The sequence below is a fragment of the Gilliamella sp. App6-5 genome (assembly GCF_001690525.1).
In the GTDB taxonomy this organism is placed as follows: domain Bacteria; phylum Pseudomonadota; class Gammaproteobacteria; order Enterobacterales; family Orbaceae; genus Gilliamella; species Gilliamella apicola_H.
On record NZ_LZGT01000081.1, the window covers coordinates 1 to 20120 of the forward strand.

Below are 20120 nucleotides of genomic sequence, written 5' to 3' on the forward strand. Positions count from 1 at the left end.
TGATCCGGTGGTTCTGAATGGAAGGGCCATCGCTCAACGGATAAAAGGTACTCCGGGGATAACAGGCTGATACCGCCCAAGAGTTCATATCGACGGCGGTGTTTGGCACCTCGATGTCGGCTCATCACATCCTGGGGCTGAAGTAGGTCCCAAGGGTACGGCTGTTCGCCGTTTAAAGTGGTACGCGAGCTGGGTTTAGAACGTCGTGAGACAGTTCGGTCCCTATCTGCCATGGGCGTAGGAAAATTGAGAGGGTTTGCTTCTAGTACGAGAGGACCGAAGTGAACGCACCGCTGGTGTTCGGGTTGTGATGCCAATTGCATTGCCCGGTAGCTACGTGCGGAATAGATAAGTGCTGAAAGCATCTAAGTACGAAACTAGCCTCGAGATGAGTTTTCCCTGAAGAGATTCAGTAAGGTCCGTTTGAGACTAAGACGTAGATAGGTCAGGTGTGTAAGTGTAGTGATACATTGAGCTAACTGATACTAATGAACCGAGAGTCTTAACCTTACAACTCGGAGTTGTTTTGGGATTATGCGATTGATAGTATAAAAGTTGAAATAACAGTTTGTTCCGGATTGAGAGATTAGTGCAGATATGAGATAATGTAGCTAATTGAAAAGAGTACAGGATATGTCTGGCGGTAATAGCGCGGTGGTCCCACCTGACCCCATGCCGAACTCAGAAGTGAAACGCCGTAGTGCCGATGGTAGTGTGGGTATTACCCATGTGAGAGTAGGGTGCCGCCAGACTTTTAAATTTTATATATACACACCAAATTCGGTGGAGCGGTAGTTCAGTTGGTTAGAATACCTGCCTGTCACGCAGGGGGTCGCGGGTTCGAGCCCCGTCCGTTCCGCCACCTTTATTTAGGGGCGTAGTTCAATTGGTAGAGCACCGGTCTCCAAAACCGGGTGTTGGGAGTTCGAGACTCTCCGCCCCTGCCAAAAAATGACATATTGTTCTAATTTTATTCACTTGGTCACTTTCATCTATATAAATAAAAAAATTTTGTTTACAGATTAATTGAGTTAATTATAATTCTCGCCCAAACACTTTTACAATCTAGAGGATAGAACATGGCTGAGAGTTTTGTAAGTCAACAACGCTTTTTTGATAATAAAAATTATCCAAGAGGATTTTCCCGACACGGGGATTTTACTATTAAAGAAGCTTTGATTTTAGAAAAGCATGGTTGTGCTTTTAAAGATCTTGATGCAGAAACCAGAAATCCTTCTACTGCAGAAGAAAGATCATTTGTAGCCGTTTGCAAAGGTAAAAAGGAACCATCTACAGATTTTGAAAAAACGTGGCTGAAATATCTTTCTCGTATAAATAAACCAAAAAGGTTTCATACATTATCCGGTGGAAAACCGCAAGTTGATGTGAGTGATGATTTTGTAGATAGTGATGACTAATTCTTTTAACCAATGTTTTTGTGTAATTGAATTAGTAATCGATCCATAGAACGATAACTCAATGCTTCTGAAATGTGTTTTCGTTCTATGTTTTCTGACAAATCTAAATCAGCAATTGTGCGTGATACTTTCAATATTCGATGCCATGCTCGAGCAGAGAGTCCCAATTTTATCAATGCCTGCTCTAAATATTCATTATTTTCGTTCGACAACTGACAATAGCATTGAATTTCATTTGTACTTAACTGACTATTTAATTTATTGTTTCTTTTAAACTGAATATTTCTTGCCTGTAAAACTCGCTGTTTTACTGTTTCAGTTGATTCTGAAGAAGTAGCTATTTTACTCAGTGTACCTTTCGGTAGTAAAGGTACCTCAATAGAAATATCAAACCTATCAAGAAAAGGTCCTGAAAGTCGATTTAAATAACGTATAGTTTGTTGTGGTGTTGTTCTATTATGTGTTCCTTGATAATGCCCTGTTGGACTTGGGTTCATTGCAGCTATTAATTGAAACTTAGCGGGAAACTTTATTTTTGCATTGGCCCTTGAAATGATAATTTCACCCGATTCAATTGGTTCTCTTAAAGCGTCTAATACCTTTCGATTAAATTCAGGCAATTCATCTAAAAATAATACACCATTATGTGCTAGCGAAATTTCTCCTGGTTTGGGAATCGTTCCTCCACCAACTAGTGCTGCGGTTGATGCGCTATGATGGGGTGATCTAAAAGGTCTTTTCCGCCAATTTTTAATTGAGCCATTTGGGCTAACTAAACTGGTTATTGCTGCACTTTCAAGTGCCTCGTCATCAGACAGTTGAGGTAATAAGGATGTTAAACGAGTTGCTAACATCGTTTTCCCTGTGCCTGGAGGTCCAATTAATAATAAATTGTGGCCTCCTGCTGCCGCAATTTCTAAAGCTCTTTTGGCGTGTTCCTGTCCGATTACATCTTGTAGACTAGCTGAGCTATTGTCAACATCATGATATTCACGATATTGTACGGTTGGTAAATCAATTTCTTTGTATAAATACTGACATAACTCTAATAAATTATTAGTAATTAATGTATTATTTTGATGAATCAAAGATATCTCAGATTGGTTTTCAGCAGAAATTATTAAGGTACGCTTTTTCTTTTTGGAAGAAATAGCAGCAGGAATCGCTCCTTTTACCGCTCTAATATTTCCTGATAACGCTAATTCGCCTAGAAATTCATAATGTAATAAATCTTCTGTTGGAATTTGTTCTGTTGCGGCAAGGATAGCAATAGCTATTGGTAAATCAAAGCGGCTTCCTTCCTTGGGTAGATCTGCTGGAGATAAGTTTACCGTTATTTTTTTAGCTGGAAAGGTAAAACCGCTATTAATAATGGCACTTCTAACTCGATCTTTGGCCTCTTTAACTGTTGCTTCAGGTAAACCAACTAAGACAAAGCCTGGCAAGCCATTACTAATATGAACTTCTACGTTTATTAAGGGTGCTTGTATTCCAATAGATGCCCGCGTATAAATAATTGCTAGTGACATAGTTTCTAATTATTAATATGTTGAATTGTATTGTTATAATATTAGAAAATATCAAGCAACCCATTAAAGCCATTTTATTAATGGGATATGATACGCAATAAATAATACGATTTTGCGATGTTTTCAATTCTTTTTATTTAAAATGAGTTTTGAAATGAATAATGATATAAAAAATAGACAAGTATTACTTAATACTATTGATGGACCTGTTGGCGTGTCGTAAATAAATGAAAACATCAATCCAGTAATAACTGATAACATACCGATTATTATTGCAATTAATGCCATTGTTTCAGGGGTTTTCGAATAATATTTGGCGGTTGCGGCAGGAATAATAAGCAAAGAAGTAATAATCAGTGCTCCGACAAATTTCATCGATAGACCTATTGTTAACGCTAATAGTAGCGTCAAAAGTAATTTTGTGATTTGCACATTAATACCATGGCTAAAAGCTAATTCTTCACTCACAGTAATGAATAAAATGTTATTCCATCGCCAAAACAATAAGGCACCAATAAATGCTACACAAATAATAATTTGATAAAGATCTGAATATGTTACTGATAACAGATCACCAAATAAGTATCCCATTAAATCAATACGAATATTGCCTATTAAACTAATTACTACTAAGCCAAGCGATAATGCACTATGAGCCAAAATACCAAGTAAAGTATCAATTGGAAGTTGTTTTTGTGCTTCTAACCAAATTAATCCTAAGGCGAGTAGAAGAGTTATAAAAATGACAGCATAAAATAAATTGATATTCAGTAAAAATCCAAATGCGATACCAAGTAAAGCAGCATGTGATAACGTATCGCCAAAATAGGACATCCTACGCCAAACAACGAAAGTACCTAAAGGTCCTGTTATGCTAGTTAAGCATAATCCAGCTAATAGAGATGGTAATAGTAACTCAATCATTATTTTTCCTTTCATCGCTAGGCAAAACAATTACCTTATTTTGTTTAATAGGGGATTTGCAACAATCATATTGGTGATTGTGATGGTGTTTATAAACAGCAATTTGTGATGCATCATGTTGACCAAAAAGAGAAATAAATTCTGGGTCATTAGATACAATGGCTGGCGTACCAGAGCAACAGATATGATGATTTAAACAGATTACTTCATCTGTTTTTGCCATCACTAAATGAAGATCATGAGAAACCATTAAGACACCGCAATTAAACTGATTTTTAGCATCTACGATTAAATCATATAACAGTACCTGACCATTGACATCTACGCCTTGAGTTGGTTCATCAAGAATCAATAATTGCGGTTTCTTTGCTAAGGCTTGAGCTAGTAAAACACGCTGTAATTCACCACCCGATAATTGATGCATTGATGTATTGATTAAATATTCAGCTTTTACCATAGATAATATGTTAAGAATATCTTCGTTATTTAAATGCTTATTTAAGCGCATAAAACGTTTAACAGTAATAGGAAGAGTTGAATTTAAGTTGATTGACTGTGGAACATAGCCCATTGTTAAATTAGGTGAACGCCTGATTGTCCCTGATGTGTACGGAACTAACCCCAAAATGACTTTTACTAAGGTCGATTTACCTGCACCATTAGGGCCTAATAATGTAATAATTTGATTAAGATGTATTTTTAATGAAACGTCATATAATATTTTTCGATGCCCAACTTCTACCGAAATATTATCAAGCGAAATTAGTGGTGTCATATTATTAAAAGCCCTTGCCCATAAATACGTTATGTTATACCATAACAATGGTTAACTCTATTCTATCATACTTTATAAATATAGGATAATGATGTGAAAAAATATATTTTATTAAATTGTAAACGATTAGTCTCTTTTTTAAAAATACTTGTTTCATTAGTATTTATCCAAAGCATTGCTAATTATGCTAACGCGAAAATTGTTTCGTCGGTAAAACCGATAGGGTTTATCGCTGAAGCCATTGCTTCAGGAGTGACCGATACTGATATTTTACTTCCTGATGGCGCCTCTCCCCATACCTATAATTTAAAGCCATCTGATTTGGCTAAACTGAAGTCAGCTGAACTTGTGATTTGGGTTGGTGAAGATATGGAAGCTTTTATGCCAACAATCCTAAAAAGTATTGATAATCAAAATCAAATTGAATTAATGACAATACCAGAGATTAAAGTGTTATTACGAACTAGTCATGATGTTCATGAGCATGAAGAACATCATTCTGCTGATATGACTGCTCAAGATCACCATGGTGAATATGATGAGCATATTTGGCTTTCACCTAACATTGCTAAGATTATTGCGCAATCAATCCATGATAGGCTTATTACACTGTATCCAGATAAAAGTGTATTGGTTGATGAAAATTTGCGCGAATTCAATGTTAAGCTCGCAGAAATAGAACAAAACATTGCAAAAAAACTCATTACCGTACAAAATAGAGGGTATTTTGTGTTTCATGATGCGTATGGGTATTTTGAGGCACGGTTTGGATTAAAAAGACTAGGTAGTTTTACTATAAATCCAGCAGTTCAACCCGGTGTTCAAAAGGTTTATGCTATTCAACAAGAGCTCAAAGAACACAAAGCAGTATGTGTATTTCATGAGCCACAGTTTAGCCCAGCAGTTATTGAAAAATTAGTGGATGGAACAGATGTTCGAATTGGAGAATTAAATCCATTAGGAACAGGTATCGCTCTTTCCAAAGATGCATATTCACAATTTTTATTAAAATTAACACAGCAACTGTTGGATTGTTTAGATAGAAACTAGTTTTAATAATAAATAGTTAAGGTTAATTTTGGCAAGACGAATAAAATCCCCTGATATTGAAAAAAATAATTTTAAAACTCCCTATTTTTCAATATTAGGTGTTCTTTTTATTGTTATTTTATTTACCGTTCTGTGGCGTCCACTCAATTTGGATCGAACGGTTTATGTCCCTTTAAATCCTCAAGTTGAAACTACTGTAAATAATAACTCCCACTTACTTTCTGATGATGGCAGAATTGAGATGGTAAATGGAAAAACGGCTACAATTACCGAGTCATCAGATGTTCCTGAAGATGAGATTGTTAAAGATGAATTAGATGACATCGTTGATGATAAAGATAATTCGGTGCAATATACTATTGTGCGTGGTGATACTCTACATGATATCTTAATTCGCTATAATGTTAATCGAAATGATATTTATCAGTTAACGACTAAATTTAAACAACTCGCAAATTTAAGAATAGGCCAACAAATTAGCTGGACGACTGATGATAATCATAATTTGCAAACTTTTAGTTGGACAATATCAAGTAATAATATTCAAATCTATGAAAAATCGGGCGATAATTTTGTAGAAAGTTCTGAAGCCGCTGAAGTAGTGCCACAAAATGTTGTTATAAAAGGTGATATTAAAACTAATTTTGTTGCTGATGCTCGCAAAAATGGTTTAACCAGTAATGAAATTGGTATTATTACCCGCGCTTTACAGTGGCGTTTAGATTTTAGACGATTACAAGTTGGTGACAAATTTTCGGTTGTTTTAACACGAGAAATGCATGGTAAAAGTTTATCCAATAGCCAGTTGCTAGGTGTCCGTGTTAAAAATGGAACCAAAGATTATTATGCTATTTTAGCTGATGATGGTAAATATTATGACATCAACGGTAACAGTTTATCCCAAAGCTTTTTTCGTTATCCTTTAGCAAAAAAAGCGCGTGTTTCTTCTGGATTTAATCCACGACGGTTGCATCCAGTTACAGGACAAATAGCCCCTCATAATGGTGTTGATTTTGCGGTATCGCGTGGTACACCTGTATTATCCGTTGGTAATGGTGAAGTAGTCATTGCAAAGTATAGCGGTTCAGCAGGTAACTATATTGCTATCCGGCATGGTCGTCAGTATATGACCACTTATATGCACTTGGATAAAATTTTAGTCAAACCAGGGCAACAAGTTAAGCAAGGTGATAAAATTGGACTATCGGGAAACACTGGGCGTTCCACGGGGCCTCATTTGCACTTTGAATTACATATTAATAATAAGCCTGTTAATCCGTTAACTGCAAGCTTACCTATTTCGGAAGGATTAACAGGTAAGTCGAAAAAGGCGTTCCTGTCAAAAGTTAAAAGTGTTGGATCCCAGCTAAATTTTTAAATTTATGCATTTGTTTTATACTTAAATACCTACTTACCTGAAACTTTTTTACAAAAAGAAGAGCGAGGTATCCTTAAAAAAATTATGTTATCATAAGTTAATTTTATTGAATAATAAATGTTAGGTGCAGTTTGAATACATCAACTAAAACAGCAAAAAAACGATCTTCTAAAAAGACTAAAAAAAATAAAAAGCCTACACTTTGGCGACGATTCTTAACATTATTATTTAAGTTATTTCTCGTATTTGCTGCTGTGGCTATTATTTATGGTGTCTATCTCGATCAACAAATCAAAGAGCGGATTGATGGGAATGTGTGGGAGTTGCCCGCTGCAGTTTATGGGCAAATTATTGATCTTGAGCCTGATAGTGAATATAGCTTAAATGATGTGATTACAATGTTGGTTGGTGCACAATATCGTCAGCAAGAGACTAAAGCTACCCGCCCAGGTGAATTTATTGTAAAACATGATGCGGTTGAAGTTTATCGTCGGCCTTTTACTTTTCCTGATGGTGAAGAGCAAGCTTTTAGAGTCAGAATCACTTTTTATGAAAATCGTATCGATCGTATTACTAATCTAGAAACAGGACGTGATTTTGGATTGCTTAAAATTGATCCTAAATTAATTACTATGATGCATTCTCCAAATGGCGAGCAACGGTTATTTGTTCCATTAAAGGAGTTTCCTGATTCTTTGTTACAAACATTAGTTGCAACGGAAGATAAACGTTTTTATGATCATCATGGTGTAAGCCTATATTCTATAGGTCGTGCTATTTTTGTTAATTTAACAACAGGCCGTACCGAAGGTGGTAGTACATTAACTCAGCAAACCGTCAAAAATCTTTTTTTAACTAATGAGCGTAGTTTAAACCGTAAAATACGCGAAGCTTATATGGCACTGATTTTGGATGGCCGTTATAGTAAAGCGCGTATTTTAGAACTTTATTTAAATGAAGTATATTTTGGACAAGCGGGTAGTGAAGAGATCCATGGTTTTCCATTAGCTAGTCTTTACTATTTTGGTCGCCCAGTTAATGAACTTACATTGGATCAGCAAGCAGTGCTGGTTGGTATGGTAAAAGGAGCTTCGCTATATAATCCTTGGACACAACCTCAACAAGTTATCGAACGTCGTAATGTGGTTTTAAAACTGGCTGAGCAGCAAGGTATTATTGATGATGAGCTGTATACTTTATTAAGTCAGCGCCCACTAACAGTTCTACCTAAAGGTGGTGTGATTTCACCACAACCAGCATTTATGCAAGTTGTGCGCAGTGAACTTCGAAAACAATTAGGTGATAAAGCAGATCATTTGTCTGGTATGAAGATTTTTACTACCTTTGATCCTGTGGCTCAATCCGCAGCAGAGCAAGCGGTCACTAATGAAATTGAGAAACTACGTACATCAACCAATAAAGAATTACAAACAGCAATGGTGATTGTGAGTCGCGAGACAGGGGAAATTCGCGCTATTATTGGTAGCGCAGAGCCGCGTTATCCGGGTTATAATCGTGCTTGGTTAACTCAGCGAGCAATTGGTTCATTAGCTAAACCGTCAACTTATCTAACCGCACTTGGACAACCCGATCATTACCAACTTAATACTTGGCTTAACGATAATCCTTTGTCGATCAAGCTTGATGGTGGGGGATATTGGGAACCGAAAAACTATGATCGTAAATTTCGCGATCGTGTTATGTTGGTCGACGCCCTAGCGCTTTCACTCAATGTACCTACTGTTAATTTAGGTATGGCATTGGGGCTTGATGCAACAAAGAATACGTTACAAGCGTTGGGCGTACCAGCAGAGCGTATACCTAATTTACCATCAAGGTTACTTGGTGCTTTAGAATTAACACCGTTAGAAACTGCACAGATGTTTCAAACGATAGCTAATAATGGTCAACGTTCTCCACTTTCTATTTTAAGATATGTATTGACGGATAAAGGTGAGCTTGTTTATCAACGCTATCCACAACAGCTTCAGGCAGTATCTCAACAATCGGCTTATTTAACTACTTATGCTATGCAACAAGTGGTTAATTCGGGGACATCTCGTTCATTAAAAGCTAAATACGGTTCGTTTAATTTAGCGGCTAAGACAGGAACAAGTAATGATTCTCGTGATAGCTGGTTTACAGGGATTGACGGTAAAAATGTTGCTGTTATTTGGATTGGTTTAGATGATCATTCTCCAATGAAATTGACAGGAGCAACTGGTGCCTTAAAAATTTATAGTGAATATTTACAAAATAACCCACCAAAGAAATTAGTATTGCCACAGCCTCAAAATATTTTTATGGTGCCTATTGATAGTGATGGACAGTGGCAATGTAATGGAAGTGGCATTCGATCTTTACCTGTATGGACGATTAATCCTCAGAGCTTATGTACTGGCAATAAGCAGTCAGTGCCTGCTCAGCAAGCTCCAACTTGGGTTACAGACCTATTAAATAACTAGGAGGGGGGAAAGAATATGCCTGAATTACCAGAAGTTGAAACAAGTCGCCGAGGCATCTTACCGTATTTAAAGGGACAAACTATAGATAAAATTATTGTTCGACAATCTAAATTACGCTGGCCAGTGGATAGGGCTATAAGTAATGCTCATGGACAAGTGATTTTAGATATAAAACGTCGTGCAAAATATTTATTATTACAGCTATCTAACAATTGGATTGTGATTCATTTGGGAATGTCAGGTAGCTTACGTATTTTACAAAACCACCAAAAAGCAGAGAAGCACGATCATATTGATCTAGTTTTAGGAAATGGCGTCATATTACGTTATACCGATCCTAGGCGTTTTGGATCTTGGCTTTGGGCAAATTCATTAGGCGAAATATCTCAATTACAACATTTGGGACCAGAGCCTTTAAGTAATGAATTTACGGTGGAATATCTATTCGAAAAAGCCCGAAATCGTCAAGTACCCATTAAAAGCTGGATTATGGATAATCATATTGTGGTTGGAGTCGGTAATATTTACGCTTCTGAATCGTTATTTATGGCTAAAATTAATCCTAATCGCAAAGTCAACACTTTACAATTTAATGAATTTGAAAGATTGGTTGATTCCATTAAACAAGTTCTTACCAAATCAATTGAACAAGGCGGAACAACACTAAAGGATTTTCTTCAGTCTGATGGCAAACCTGGATATTTTGCTCAGGAGTTACTCGTTTATGGACGGGATGGCAAGCCATGCCTAATTTGTGGTACAGAAATAAAATCACAAAAAATAGGACAGCGTAATACTTTTTATTGTGAGAATTGCCAAAAATAATAGCATTTTTTTAACCAAAATTCTCATTTCCTTATGGTCGCTATCAAAATTATAAACTTTTTGATATATCCGCTCTTTTTCATGTATAAAAATATCTTTTCAAACTCTTTAAACCTTATTTAAATAGGATTAGTATAGGCACCTACAATAGAATAATTTTTTATTATTACTTTGAGTATTTTATATAGTAAAGCCATTATTATTACACAAATCTTTTTATTTTAAAGACTATGGACTTGTTACCAGATATCGGCTATCTTTCTCGCTACCAAATTGTTTATGTTTTGTGAAGTTTAGTATGTGGAGTTAGTTAACGGCAATATATTGATTTTCAAAGGTTTTATTTTCTGTTTTTTATCGGTTTATGTTTAATTTAACTCAATGTTTCTTGCTCTTATTAAGGAATTTAAGATGATCAAATTCGCTTCTCGCTTTTTGACAACTTGCTTTATTTTATTTTTTACCACGATGGCTAATTCTGAGGTCAGAATTATTATTACCGATGGTGTGAGTTCTGCTAAACCAATCGCTGTTGCTCCATTTAAATGGACTGGCGGTGGAGAACCTCCACAAATTATTGAAGATATTATTGCTTCTGATTTGCGTAACAGCGGTAAGTTCAATCCTATTGACGTTAATCAAATGCCTCAAAAACCAACCACTGCTTCAGAGGTTACTTCTGCGGTATGGAATAATCTTGGTGTCTCAGCGGTTGTAGTAGGGGCAATTCAACCTGATGCATCCGGAAAATACCTTATAAATTATCAATTAGTTGATACAGTCAACCGTCCTGGTACAGTTTTGGCACAAAACCAATTTTCTATTGAAAAACGCTGGGTTCGTTATGCGGCGCATACAGCTAGTGATGAAATCTTTGAATCACTAACGGGTATTAAAGGTGCATTTAGAACGCGAATTGCTTATGTTGTTAAAACAACCAAAGGACCTTTTTCGCATGAATTAAGAGTGTCTGATTATGATGGTTATGATCAAACCACTGTTCATCGCTCTAAAGAACCGTTAATGTCTCCTACTTGGTCACCTGATGGTAAAAAATTGGCCTATGTGACTTTTGAAGGCGGTCATTCTGCATTGGTTTTAAAAACATTAGAGAGCGGTACGATTCAAACAATTGCATCTTTTCCTCAACATAATGGCGCTCCGGCATTTTCTCCTGATGGTAGTAAACTAGCTTTTGCTTTATCTAAAGGGGGAAGCTTAAATTTATATATGATGGATTTAAGTAGCAAAAAAATCACGCAAATTACCTCTAGTCGTAGTAATGATACGGAACCATCTTGGATGCCGGATAATCAAACTATTATTTACACTTCTGACCAAGCGGGGCGTCCTCAATTATATAGTATCAACATCAATACGGGTGAATCACAGAGAGTAACGTGGGATAATACGCAAAATCAGAATGCTCGAGTGTCACCAGATGGTTCTTTTATTGCTATGATCTCAACTAATAATCGTGAACAACATATTACTCGATATGATATGGATACAAAAACTTATCAACGTCTAACAGATACTTTTTTAGATGAAACGCCAAGTATTGCGCCAAACGGTACTATGATTATTTATAGTTCATCACAAGGATTAGGCACCATTTTGAATATTGTTTCTACCGATGGTAATTTTAAAGCAAGGTTACCAGCAACCGATGGGCAAGTAAAATTCCCCGCATGGTCACCATATTTATAAGAAGAGCCTAGCATTTATACAATATTGCAATGATTAAAATTGTGTTAAGTATAAGGGCGTTATAATATATATGTCTAATCTTTCAGGTCGGTAACAAGTGTTACTTTGAAGTTGGTTAGATGTATAATATTTAAGTAATAATTTATTTAAACAAAAGGAGTTAATACAATGCAATTTTCTAAATTTTTTAAAGTAGCCGCGGTTGCTTTACCATTAATCGCTGTAACTGCATGTTCGTCTAATAGCAGCCACAACGAGAGTGGTAATTTAAACGGTACTTTATCAAAAGAAGCTTTAGAGCAACTTCAAAAATTACAACAAATCAACACGGTATATTTTGATTTTGATAAATACAATGTTAAATCTGAATATGAAACATTATTAAATGCGCACGCTGTATTTATTCGTTCAACTAACCTAAAAGTTGTTATCGAAGGTCATGCTGATGAACGTGGTACCCCAGAATATAACATCGCCTTAGGTGAACGTCGTGCTGCAGCAGTTAAGTCATACTTACAAGGTAATGGTGCTTCTGCAAGCCAAATGGAAATCGTTTCTTATGGTAAAGAAAAACCAGCTGTATTAGGTCATGATGAAGCGACTTATGCTAAAAACCGTCGCGCTGTAGTAACCTATGCTGGATATTAATAGCATTTTATAACGGCTGATTATTCAGCCGTTTTTTATTTTCTAAGTTCACGACGAGTCAAATAATATGCATAAAAAAATACTCACATTGTTCTTATTTCTTTTATTCACTGGTTACGGTTGTGCTGCCGGTAGCTCTGATATCGATCGAACCATTCAAGCCCAAGGGCAGTTGTTGATTCAAAACCAACAAAAAATTAGCGATTTACAAGCCGATGTAGATACCCTTCGTGGACAGTTAGAAGAAACGAAATATCAACTTAATCAAACAATTGAACGCCAAAAAATGATTTTTCAGCAAATGGCTAATGGTTCTGGATTCTCATCGAATTCTAATTCTGACTCACAAGAAAATAGTTCAATACCATCTTCTGGCTCGACCTCATCAATATCTTCTTCGTCAGATTTATCAGGATGGACAACTTCAGGTGATGATAAAGCCGATTATAATTTTATAATTCAGTTTGTTAATGATGGCAAACAAAATAGTGAGACGATTGCTGCATTCCAAAAGTATTTACAAACCTACCCAAAGTCTAAGTACCGAGCTAATGTTAATTATTGGCTTGGTCAACTTTCATATAAACAAAACAAAAAAGACGATGCCTCATTTTATTACGCAACCGTAGTAAAAGATTTTCCATCATCTCCGAAAGCTGCTGATAGCCTTTATAAAATAGGATTAATTTTACTCGATAAAGGGGATACTAAAAAAGCTAAAACTGTTTTTCAACAAGTGGTAAAGAAATACCCAAAAGATAAGAATGTAGTTGATCGTGCCAATAAAAAATTAGCATCACTAAAGTAAAGTGTATAAATAACCAGCTATTGCGTAAAAATGACAATAAAAGGGTTGCGTAGCATCACAATTATAAGTATTATACCAACCCGAAATCGCTTGTAGCTTTAAGTATTAAAGGTAAAGTGGTTTTGTCGAATGGGTCGTTAGCTCAGTCGGTAGAGCAGCGGACTTTTAATCCGTTGGTCGAGCGTTCGAATCGCTCACGACCCACCATTTATCTCATAAATCTTCATTACTTCATTTTTAGCTAACACCTTTTCAATATTTGGATTGTGAGCTGCATAATTAATATGCTTAAAAGGGAGATATCCCCCCTCTTTTTATATTATTTAGCTTTGGCGGCTAATTCGATAATTTTCATCGTTACTTCAAAAGATTTAAGAAATGATGATAATGGTAAGAACTCAAAGCATGAATGAAAGTTATGTGCACCAGTAAAGTAATTTGGTGTTGTAAGACCTCTAGCAGAAAGCGCTGAACCATCCGTTCCACCCCGCATAGCGATCGTATTTGGCTGAATATTGAGTTGCTTAAATGATTGATAAATCAAATCAATACAGCGACGATCATTACCCAAATAGTTAGCTATATTGCTATAAGTATCGGTAATTTTACACTCAATTTTAGCCCTTGGATATTTTCGACTAATAAAACTCACCACTTCTTGGATGTAAGCTTTACGTGCTTCATATTTAGCTAAATCAAAGTCACGAATACTCATTTTTAATGTTGTGGTACTTTGATTGCCAACAATATCATTAAACCAAAAATAACCTTCTTTACCCTCGGTATGTTCAGGTGTTTCGAAACTATCAAAACAGTTAATAATATCATTAGCTACACGAATAGGATTGATTAAAACATTTTTTGCCGACATTGGATGAGCAGAGACACCAGTAATCTCAATGATTGCTGAGCCAGCATTGAAAGTTTCATAAACGACTTCACCAAGTTCACAACAATCGATTGTATAAGCAAAATCAGGTTTGAAGCGATTTAAATCAAGTTTCTTAGCACCATTTAAGCCTACTTCTTCATCAGGTACAAATGCCACATAAATATCACCATGTGTAAGATTTTGTTGTTGTAATTGATCTAACATTGTCATCACAACGGCAATGGCGGCTTTATTATCAGCACCAAGTACACTTGTGCCATCAGTGACAATCAATTCATCATTAAGATACTTATTCAATTCAGGATGTTCATCAACTTTAAACCAGATATTTTTATCTTTATTTAACAGGAAATCTTGACCGGTAAAGGTCACTCTCTGTGGATTGATTTTATCTGATAAGGCAACATCGACTGTATCAAGATGGGCAACATAACCAATTTTTGGTGCATTTGGATTATTGCCTGGTAGTTTAGCCGTTACAATACTATGCTCATCAAGGTGAACATCTTGTAAATTAAGTTCGATCAACTCTTGTTTGAGTAATTTGGCTAATTCTGTTTGCCCTGAGGTTGAGGGGACATGCGCACATCCAAGAGCACTTTGACTTGGAACGTTAACATAACGTAAAAAACGCTCAACTAATTGTTCGGTAATATTATTCATCATAGGTTGACTCCTTATGGCAACTAATTATTTACGGGTGGATATACATAGCCACTATCAAAACCAATTGGTAGATCTAAGAACCAAAAGAGCAATAAGTTTACCGTTAATGCAATAAGTAGTGCGGCGGTATAAGGAATCATCATCGAACTCAATGTGCCTACACCTGTGTTTTTGCAGTATTGCTGGCAATAAGCAATAATCAAAGGGTAAAAAGCAAACATAGGTGTGCTAACATTAACTGCCGAGCTGATACGATAAGCCGCTTGCGTTAGTTCTGGTGAGATGCCAACTGACATAAGCATTGGTACAAAAATCGGTGCTAATATGGCCCATTTAGATGATGCAGAGGTAATTAACACATTTAACATGCTCGTTAGAATTATTACTCCAAAGATTGTGACAACTGAAGGCAGATGTAGCGCTTTTAAAAACTCAGCACCACCAATCGCAATTAATGTTCCAATTTGTGAATGAGAAAAGACATATAAAAATTGTGCACAAAAGAACGCAAAAACAATAAATGGAATAAGAGATTTTGTGATGTTCTCCATCGCTTTTACAACATCGCGCGACGATTTAAATGCTCCGGTTATAAAACCGTGAATTAAACCTGGAATGGCGAAAAATACAAACAATAGTGGCACAATAATTTGCATAATTGGTGCTTTATTGCTTGTCATACTTCCATCAGGAGCACGTAATAAAGAGTTTTCTGGTAATAATAATAAAACCAAACCAAACCAATAGCAATCACTAAAAAGACAATTGAAGCGACTTTAAATGCTCGGTTCTCAACCGGCGTAATCGCTGGCGAATTGGCAATATTATCTAACTTTAAATCATTATTTAAAGGCATGGTTGCATTTAAACGAGGTTCGACGATTTTATCGGTAACAAACCAGCAAGCTAATAATACAAAAAAGGTACCACCAAAGCTCAAAAAGTAGTTACAAAGCACATTGACTTGATAAGAGGGATCGATAATTTGTGCAGCACTTTGGGTAAAGCCTTGCATAATTGGATCGATAATTGACGGAGTATAACTTGAGCTAAAACCACCAGCTAAGCCTGCAAATGAAGCTGCAATACCAGCTAGTGGATGACGCCCGATTGCATAAAACATCATCGCTGATACAGGCATTAAAATCACATAAGCCGAATCAGCAGCAATATGGCAAACCATACTGACAAAAATAACTGATGGTGTCACTAATTTTTTAGGAGTAATAGCCAATAATTTTTTAAGTAGCACATGGATATAACCACTACTTTCAGCAATACCAATACCTAATGTTGCCACAATAGTAATGCCAAGTGGTGGGAACGAGACAAAATTAGGCACCATCTTGGTAAAAAAAGTGACCAAATGATCGGGAGCCAGCATATTGACAACAACAAGTTTATTTTGCGTAACAGGATTAATGTAATTAAAGTTTACAAAAGAGAGTAATAAAGAAGCTACAAAACAGATAATTAAGGCATAAAAAAACAGTGTTGTTACATCGGGAATTTTGTTGCCAATTCGTTCAATAGTATTTAGAAAGCCACCTGTTCTTATAGGTGAGGGATTTATTGTTTTATTCATAATAAAATTAGTATAAATATTATTCGGGATGATAATTTAACACAGATTTATTATGCTGGTAAATAACGCAAATCGCTATATTTTTATACTTAAACACGCTTTTATCTGAAGCTTTTTTACACTACAATTCTTGTAGATAAGTTTATCTTTAAACTAACGTTAATACGCATGTAGCTAAGTATGGTACTCATTGATCTTGAATATCGTTTAAACGGTATTAGGATTAATTTGCGAGCTATTATTCACTTTTGTTACATTTTTTTGTTAATTGTAAGTAAGATCATAAAATTACATATTGACTACTTGGTTTTAAAAATAGAATGTAGTTTGTGAGTAAAATACTAAACTAACCTAATCAACATAAAAGTTTAATAGCTATTTTTGTTATTAATTAACATATTCCTAACTATTAAGGCTACCTACAATATGTCCTCATTTTGCAGAAAATTCGTGATCGGCTCTAAATGGTAGTTGGATACCTAAGCTTATCAAGGTGATACACAACGCATTACTTTTGCAAAAATATCAACTATCAGTTTGATTTGTAAAAAACTAAGTTTATTGAAAAAAGCATGGTGATTTAAAGTAATAGTTTGTAGACTATGCTCAATTATCGGTTTTAGGCTGTATACTTTGTATATAAATTGAATATGAATCTTTTAAAATCTTTAGCCACAGTTAGTTCAATGACGATGGTCTCACGCGTATTAGGTTTTGTGCGTGATGCCATTATTGCGCGTTTTTTTGGTGCTGGTATGGCGACCGATGCTTTTTTTGTTGCCTTTAAACTTCCTAATTTACTGCGTCGTATTTTTGCAGAGGGGGCTTTTTCACAAGCCTTTGTGCCTATTTTAGCTGAATATAAAAATCAGCAAGGTATTGAAGCAACGCGTACTTTTGTTGCTTATATTGCAGGATTATTAACGCTAGTATTAGCTATTGTTACCCTAATTGGTGTTGTCACAGCACCTTTTATTATTATGCTAACAGCACCAGGATTTATGCAAGAGACAACCGAAAAATTTGAACTTGCAACGACCATGTTGCGTATAACCTTTCCTTATATCTTTTTTATATCACTGGCTTCACTTGTTGGCGCTATACTCAACACGTGGAATCGTTTCTCGGTTCCCGCTTTTGTACCAACACTACTCAATGTGAGTATGATTATATTCACGCTATTTTTAACACCTTACTTTAACCCTCCCGTATTAGCACTTGCCGTGTCGGTTGGAGTTGGCGGGATTTTGCAATTACTCTATCAGCTACCTTATTTAAAAAAGATTGGCATGCTAGTATTGCCCCGTATTAGTCTTAAAGATAGCGGTGTTTGGCGCGTTTTAAAACAGATGGGGCCGGCAATTTTAGGGGTATCTGTTGGGCAAATATCATTAATTATTAATACGATTTTTGCATCATTTCTCGTTTCTGGCTCGGTTTCGTGGATGTATTATGCGGATCGATTAATGGAATTCCCTGCCGGTGTACTTGGTGTGGCATTAGGTACCATATTATTGCCATCGTTAGCCAAAAGCTTTTCTAAAGGCGATCATAAACAATATTCAGAGTTGTTAGATTGGGGATTACGCCTCTGCTTTTTATTGGCTTTACCAAGCACGATTGCATTAGGTGTTATTTCTCGACCGCTTATATCAACGTTATTTGAATATGGCCAATTTACCTTAAATGATACATTGATGACACAGCGAGCCTTAGTGGCTTATTCTATCGGTCTACTTGGATTGATTTTAATTAAAGTGTTAGCACCCGCATTTTATTCGCGTCAGGACATTAAAACCCCCGTCAAAATTGCAATTGTCACGTTAATTTTAACACAGCTAATGAATCTCGTTTTTATTGGGCCATTACAGCATGCAGGCCTTTCACTATCCATTGGTTTAGCCGCTTGCTTTAATGCTGGATTATTGTATTGGCAACTGCGTAAAAAACAACTGTATCAACCCCAACCTGGTTGGTATCACTTTTTAATTAAAGTCATTATTGCAGTAATATTAATGTCCACAGTGTTATGGTCTGGCTCACAGCTATTACCTGACTGGTCAACGGGTTCAATGTGGGTTCGTATTGGGCGATTGTTTTTATTGGTAATTGTTGGAATTGTTGTTTATTTTGCGTCATTGATTTCTATGGGATTTAAGATCAAACACTTTATTAAAAGAATTGATTAACAACAAACAATCATTAAAATTTTATTAAAAATTTAGCTAATAGGAACGTTTAAGTAAAAATTAATAAGGAAATAAGATGAAAAAAGTGTCTTTTTTTACTCTCCCCATTATTGGGGGTGTAGTTTATTTTTTATTGAGTTGTTTTTTTTCAATGTATTTCGCATTTGTGCAATACCATTACGAAACTTTTTTAGACGTATTTCGGTTACTAGATTTTGGTATTTCATTTTATTTCTATCAAAATAAATTTGTAGATACATTATGGGTTTTTGGCGTGTTGTCGCTTGTTCTTCATTACAAAAATGTTCATATTATTAATAAAATCAATGTAATATTATTGATTTTTATGATGATAATATTTTCAATAATTGCTGCATTTATTCAACAAAGTATAATTATTTATTTCTACGAGCTAGCTATTTTTCCGAAAATAATAATTATTATTTCATCAGTTATTTTTTACGCTTTGCTATACAGCTTATTAATTTACTATTTAACAAATTTATTTGAAAAATACTTTATAAAAAGCAAACAGACATTTGCAATTACAGAAACTAATAGCTCAAATATTCACTTCATTTTATTTTCAACGTTTATTTGTTTTATTTTGATTAAAGGATATGTATTAATTGTTAATGCTTTTAACTTAAGTTTTCGTTATTTTCAAGAGTTTTTGTATATTGGCGCTATATTGTTTGGGATGTTTTTGTCTAAAAAATGTTTTAAACAGCCCTTTAATAAAATTCAATCAGAAAAACTCATTAAAAGTGTTTCTGTATCTGCCATGATGATTTTTATTTGTGACATTCTTTATTTTACTTTCATGTACAAAATGCCGATAAGATATTATATTAACGCTGATATATTGATTCGTGCAGGTCGTAGCCTGCTCCTGTTGATATTGCTTATTATGCTAATTTGTTTAATTCTTAATAAAGTGACTAAGCATTATTTTCTAAAACAAACATAATAAAATCAAAGTGATGAAATTGAACGCCCTTTTAAAGGAGGGGCCATCAAATCTCCTCCTTGACATTGAACACCAAACAACAAACTGTCAGGAAAAGTATTGATTTTATCCAAGTTTTTATTGTTGTTATTTTTAATAAAAAAATCAACGGTTTATATAACATAGCAAAGCGCCAGTAGCAGACAAATCCGAAAAACTACGAATAGAGCGCCTTAATAACAGTCATTTAATCACCCCAAAAAAATTGGTCAAAAATAATACTGGTTTATTAAAGCGATAAATAAAAAA

Annotated in this window: 13 protein-coding genes, 3 tRNA genes, 2 rRNA genes and 2 pseudogenes; 15 read left to right on the forward strand and 5 right to left on the reverse strand. The window is 35.2% G+C overall.

The features are described from left to right. The 5 genes from A9G24_RS09790 to A9G24_RS09810 all read left to right on the forward strand — a co-directional run. Positions 1 to 510 (forward strand): 23S ribosomal RNA (locus tag A9G24_RS09790); the annotation flags it as partial. 126 nt (positions 511 to 636) lie between these two features. After that, positions 637 to 752, forward strand: a 5S ribosomal RNA gene (gene rrf, locus A9G24_RS09795). Positions 753 to 785: 33 nt separating this feature from the next. Continuing rightward, positions 786 to 862: transfer RNA gene (locus tag A9G24_RS09800), tRNA-Asp, on the forward strand. A gap of 9 nt (positions 863 to 871) precedes the next feature. Continuing rightward, positions 872 to 947, forward strand: a tRNA-Trp gene (locus A9G24_RS09805). A 132-nt stretch (positions 948 to 1079) separates the two neighbouring features. Next, positions 1080 to 1418 carry a DUF413 domain-containing protein gene (locus tag A9G24_RS09810; RefSeq protein WP_065638849.1) on the forward strand — a complete coding sequence of 113 codons (339 nt, stop codon included), beginning with the start codon at positions 1080 to 1082 and terminating at the stop codon, positions 1416 to 1418. Between the two features lie 5 nt (positions 1419 to 1423). Here A9G24_RS09810 and A9G24_RS09815 read toward each other — a convergent pair whose 3' ends face one another. The 3 genes from A9G24_RS09815 to znuC form a co-directional block, all read right to left on the reverse strand. Beyond that, positions 1424 to 2947, reverse strand: coding sequence for a YifB family Mg chelatase-like AAA ATPase (locus A9G24_RS09815; RefSeq protein ID WP_065638850.1), 1524 nt, complete (start codon positions 2945 to 2947; stop codon positions 1424 to 1426). 123 nt (positions 2948 to 3070) lie between these two features. Then, on the reverse strand, positions 3071 to 3871 hold the full coding sequence (znuB, locus tag A9G24_RS09820; protein WP_065638851.1) for a zinc ABC transporter permease subunit ZnuB: 801 nt from the start codon (positions 3869 to 3871) through the stop codon (positions 3071 to 3073). Further along, complete coding sequence (gene znuC, locus A9G24_RS09825; protein WP_065638852.1) at positions 3864 to 4646, reverse strand: zinc ABC transporter ATP-binding protein ZnuC; 783 nt, start codon at positions 4644 to 4646, stop codon at positions 3864 to 3866. The genes znuB and znuC overlap by 8 nt, the downstream gene beginning before the upstream one ends. A 93-nt stretch (positions 4647 to 4739) precedes the next feature. Here znuC and znuA point away from each other — a divergent pair, with 93 nt between their 5' ends. The 8 genes and pseudogenes from znuA to A9G24_RS09865 all read left to right on the forward strand — a co-directional run bounded on the left by znuA (position 4740) and on the right by A9G24_RS09865 (position 13737). Continuing rightward, positions 4740 to 5696, forward strand: coding sequence for a zinc ABC transporter substrate-binding protein ZnuA (gene znuA, locus A9G24_RS09830; RefSeq protein ID WP_218056284.1), 957 nt, complete (start codon positions 4740 to 4742; stop codon positions 5694 to 5696). A 28-nt stretch (positions 5697 to 5724) separates the two neighbouring features. Next, the gene (mepM, locus tag A9G24_RS09835) at positions 5725 to 7074 is read left to right on the forward strand and encodes a murein DD-endopeptidase MepM (RefSeq protein WP_065638853.1); all 1350 of its coding nucleotides are present in this window, start codon (positions 5725 to 5727) and stop codon (positions 7072 to 7074) included. Positions 7075 to 7247: 173 nt separating this feature from the next. Then, positions 7248 to 9539 (forward strand): annotated as a pseudogene (gene mrcB / locus A9G24_RS09840) (bifunctional glycosyl transferase/transpeptidase); the annotation flags it as partial. Positions 9540 to 9554: 15 nt separating this feature from the next. Then, positions 9555 to 10364 carry a bifunctional DNA-formamidopyrimidine glycosylase/DNA-(apurinic or apyrimidinic site) lyase gene (gene mutM / locus A9G24_RS09845; protein WP_065638855.1) on the forward strand — a complete coding sequence of 270 codons (810 nt, stop codon included), beginning with the start codon at positions 9555 to 9557 and terminating at the stop codon, positions 10362 to 10364. A gap of 414 nt (positions 10365 to 10778) precedes the next feature. Beyond that, a complete protein-coding gene (gene tolB, locus A9G24_RS09850; protein ID WP_065638880.1) occupies positions 10779 to 12074 on the forward strand; it encodes a Tol-Pal system beta propeller repeat protein TolB in 1296 nt (431 codons plus the stop codon). A 168-nt stretch (positions 12075 to 12242) separates the two neighbouring features. Further along, a complete protein-coding gene (gene pal / locus A9G24_RS09855; protein ID WP_065638856.1) occupies positions 12243 to 12722 on the forward strand; it encodes a peptidoglycan-associated lipoprotein Pal in 480 nt (159 codons plus the stop codon). A 67-nt stretch (positions 12723 to 12789) separates the two neighbouring features. Next, positions 12790 to 13530 (forward strand): tol-pal system protein YbgF, encoded by a 741-nt coding sequence (gene ybgF, locus A9G24_RS09860; RefSeq protein WP_065638857.1) that lies wholly within the window; start codon positions 12790 to 12792, stop codon positions 13528 to 13530. A gap of 131 nt (positions 13531 to 13661) precedes the next feature. Further along, positions 13662 to 13737, forward strand: a tRNA-Lys gene (locus A9G24_RS09865). 112 nt (positions 13738 to 13849) lie between these two features. Here A9G24_RS09865 and pepT read toward each other — a convergent pair. Together pepT and A9G24_RS13390 are read right to left on the reverse strand one after the other, a co-directional pair. After that, positions 13850 to 15088: a peptidase T gene (gene pepT / locus A9G24_RS09870; RefSeq protein ID WP_065638858.1), complete on the reverse strand. Its 1239-nt coding sequence runs from the start codon at positions 15086 to 15088 to the stop codon at positions 13850 to 13852. 20 nt (positions 15089 to 15108) lie between these two features. Next, a pseudogene (locus A9G24_RS13390) lies at positions 15109 to 16673 on the reverse strand (AbgT family transporter). Positions 16674 to 17323: 650 nt separating this feature from the next. On the opposite strand from A9G24_RS13390, the gene murJ reads away from it, so the two are divergent. Together murJ and A9G24_RS09885 are read left to right on the forward strand one after the other, a co-directional pair. After that, positions 17324 to 18862: a murein biosynthesis integral membrane protein MurJ gene (gene murJ, locus A9G24_RS09880; protein WP_065638859.1), complete on the forward strand. Its 1539-nt coding sequence runs from the start codon at positions 17324 to 17326 to the stop codon at positions 18860 to 18862. A 76-nt stretch (positions 18863 to 18938) separates the two neighbouring features. After that, positions 18939 to 19832: a hypothetical protein gene (locus tag A9G24_RS09885; protein WP_065638860.1), complete on the forward strand. Its 894-nt coding sequence runs from the start codon at positions 18939 to 18941 to the stop codon at positions 19830 to 19832. Positions 19833 to 20120 lie beyond the last annotated feature (288 nt).

Bases quoted from the DNA above. Each gene is read 5' to 3' on its own strand.
- mutM (WP_065638855.1), top strand. From the start codon at position 9,555: ATGCCTGAATTACCAGAAGTTGAAACAAGTCGCCGAGGCATCTTACCG.
- pepT (WP_065638858.1), bottom strand. From the start codon at position 15,088: ATGATGAATAATATTACCGAACAATTAGTTGAGCGTTTTTTACGTTAT.
- murJ (WP_065638859.1), top strand. From the start codon at position 17,324: ATGAATCTTTTAAAATCTTTAGCCACAGTTAGTTCAATGACGATGGTC.
- A9G24_RS09815 (WP_065638850.1), bottom strand. From the start codon at position 2,947: ATGTCACTAGCAATTATTTATACGCGGGCATCTATTGGAATACAAGCA.
- ybgF (WP_065638857.1), top strand. From the start codon at position 12,790: ATGCATAAAAAAATACTCACATTGTTCTTATTTCTTTTATTCACTGGT.
- A9G24_RS09810 (WP_065638849.1), top strand. From the start codon at position 1,080: ATGGCTGAGAGTTTTGTAAGTCAACAACGCTTTTTTGATAATAAAAAT.
- pal (WP_065638856.1), top strand. From the start codon at position 12,243: ATGCAATTTTCTAAATTTTTTAAAGTAGCCGCGGTTGCTTTACCATTA.
- znuB (WP_065638851.1), bottom strand. From the start codon at position 3,871: ATGATTGAGTTACTATTACCATCTCTATTAGCTGGATTATGCTTAACT.
- znuC (WP_065638852.1), bottom strand. From the start codon at position 4,646: ATGACACCACTAATTTCGCTTGATAATATTTCGGTAGAAGTTGGGCAT.
- A9G24_RS09885 (WP_065638860.1), top strand. From the start codon at position 18,939: ATGAAAAAAGTGTCTTTTTTTACTCTCCCCATTATTGGGGGTGTAGTT.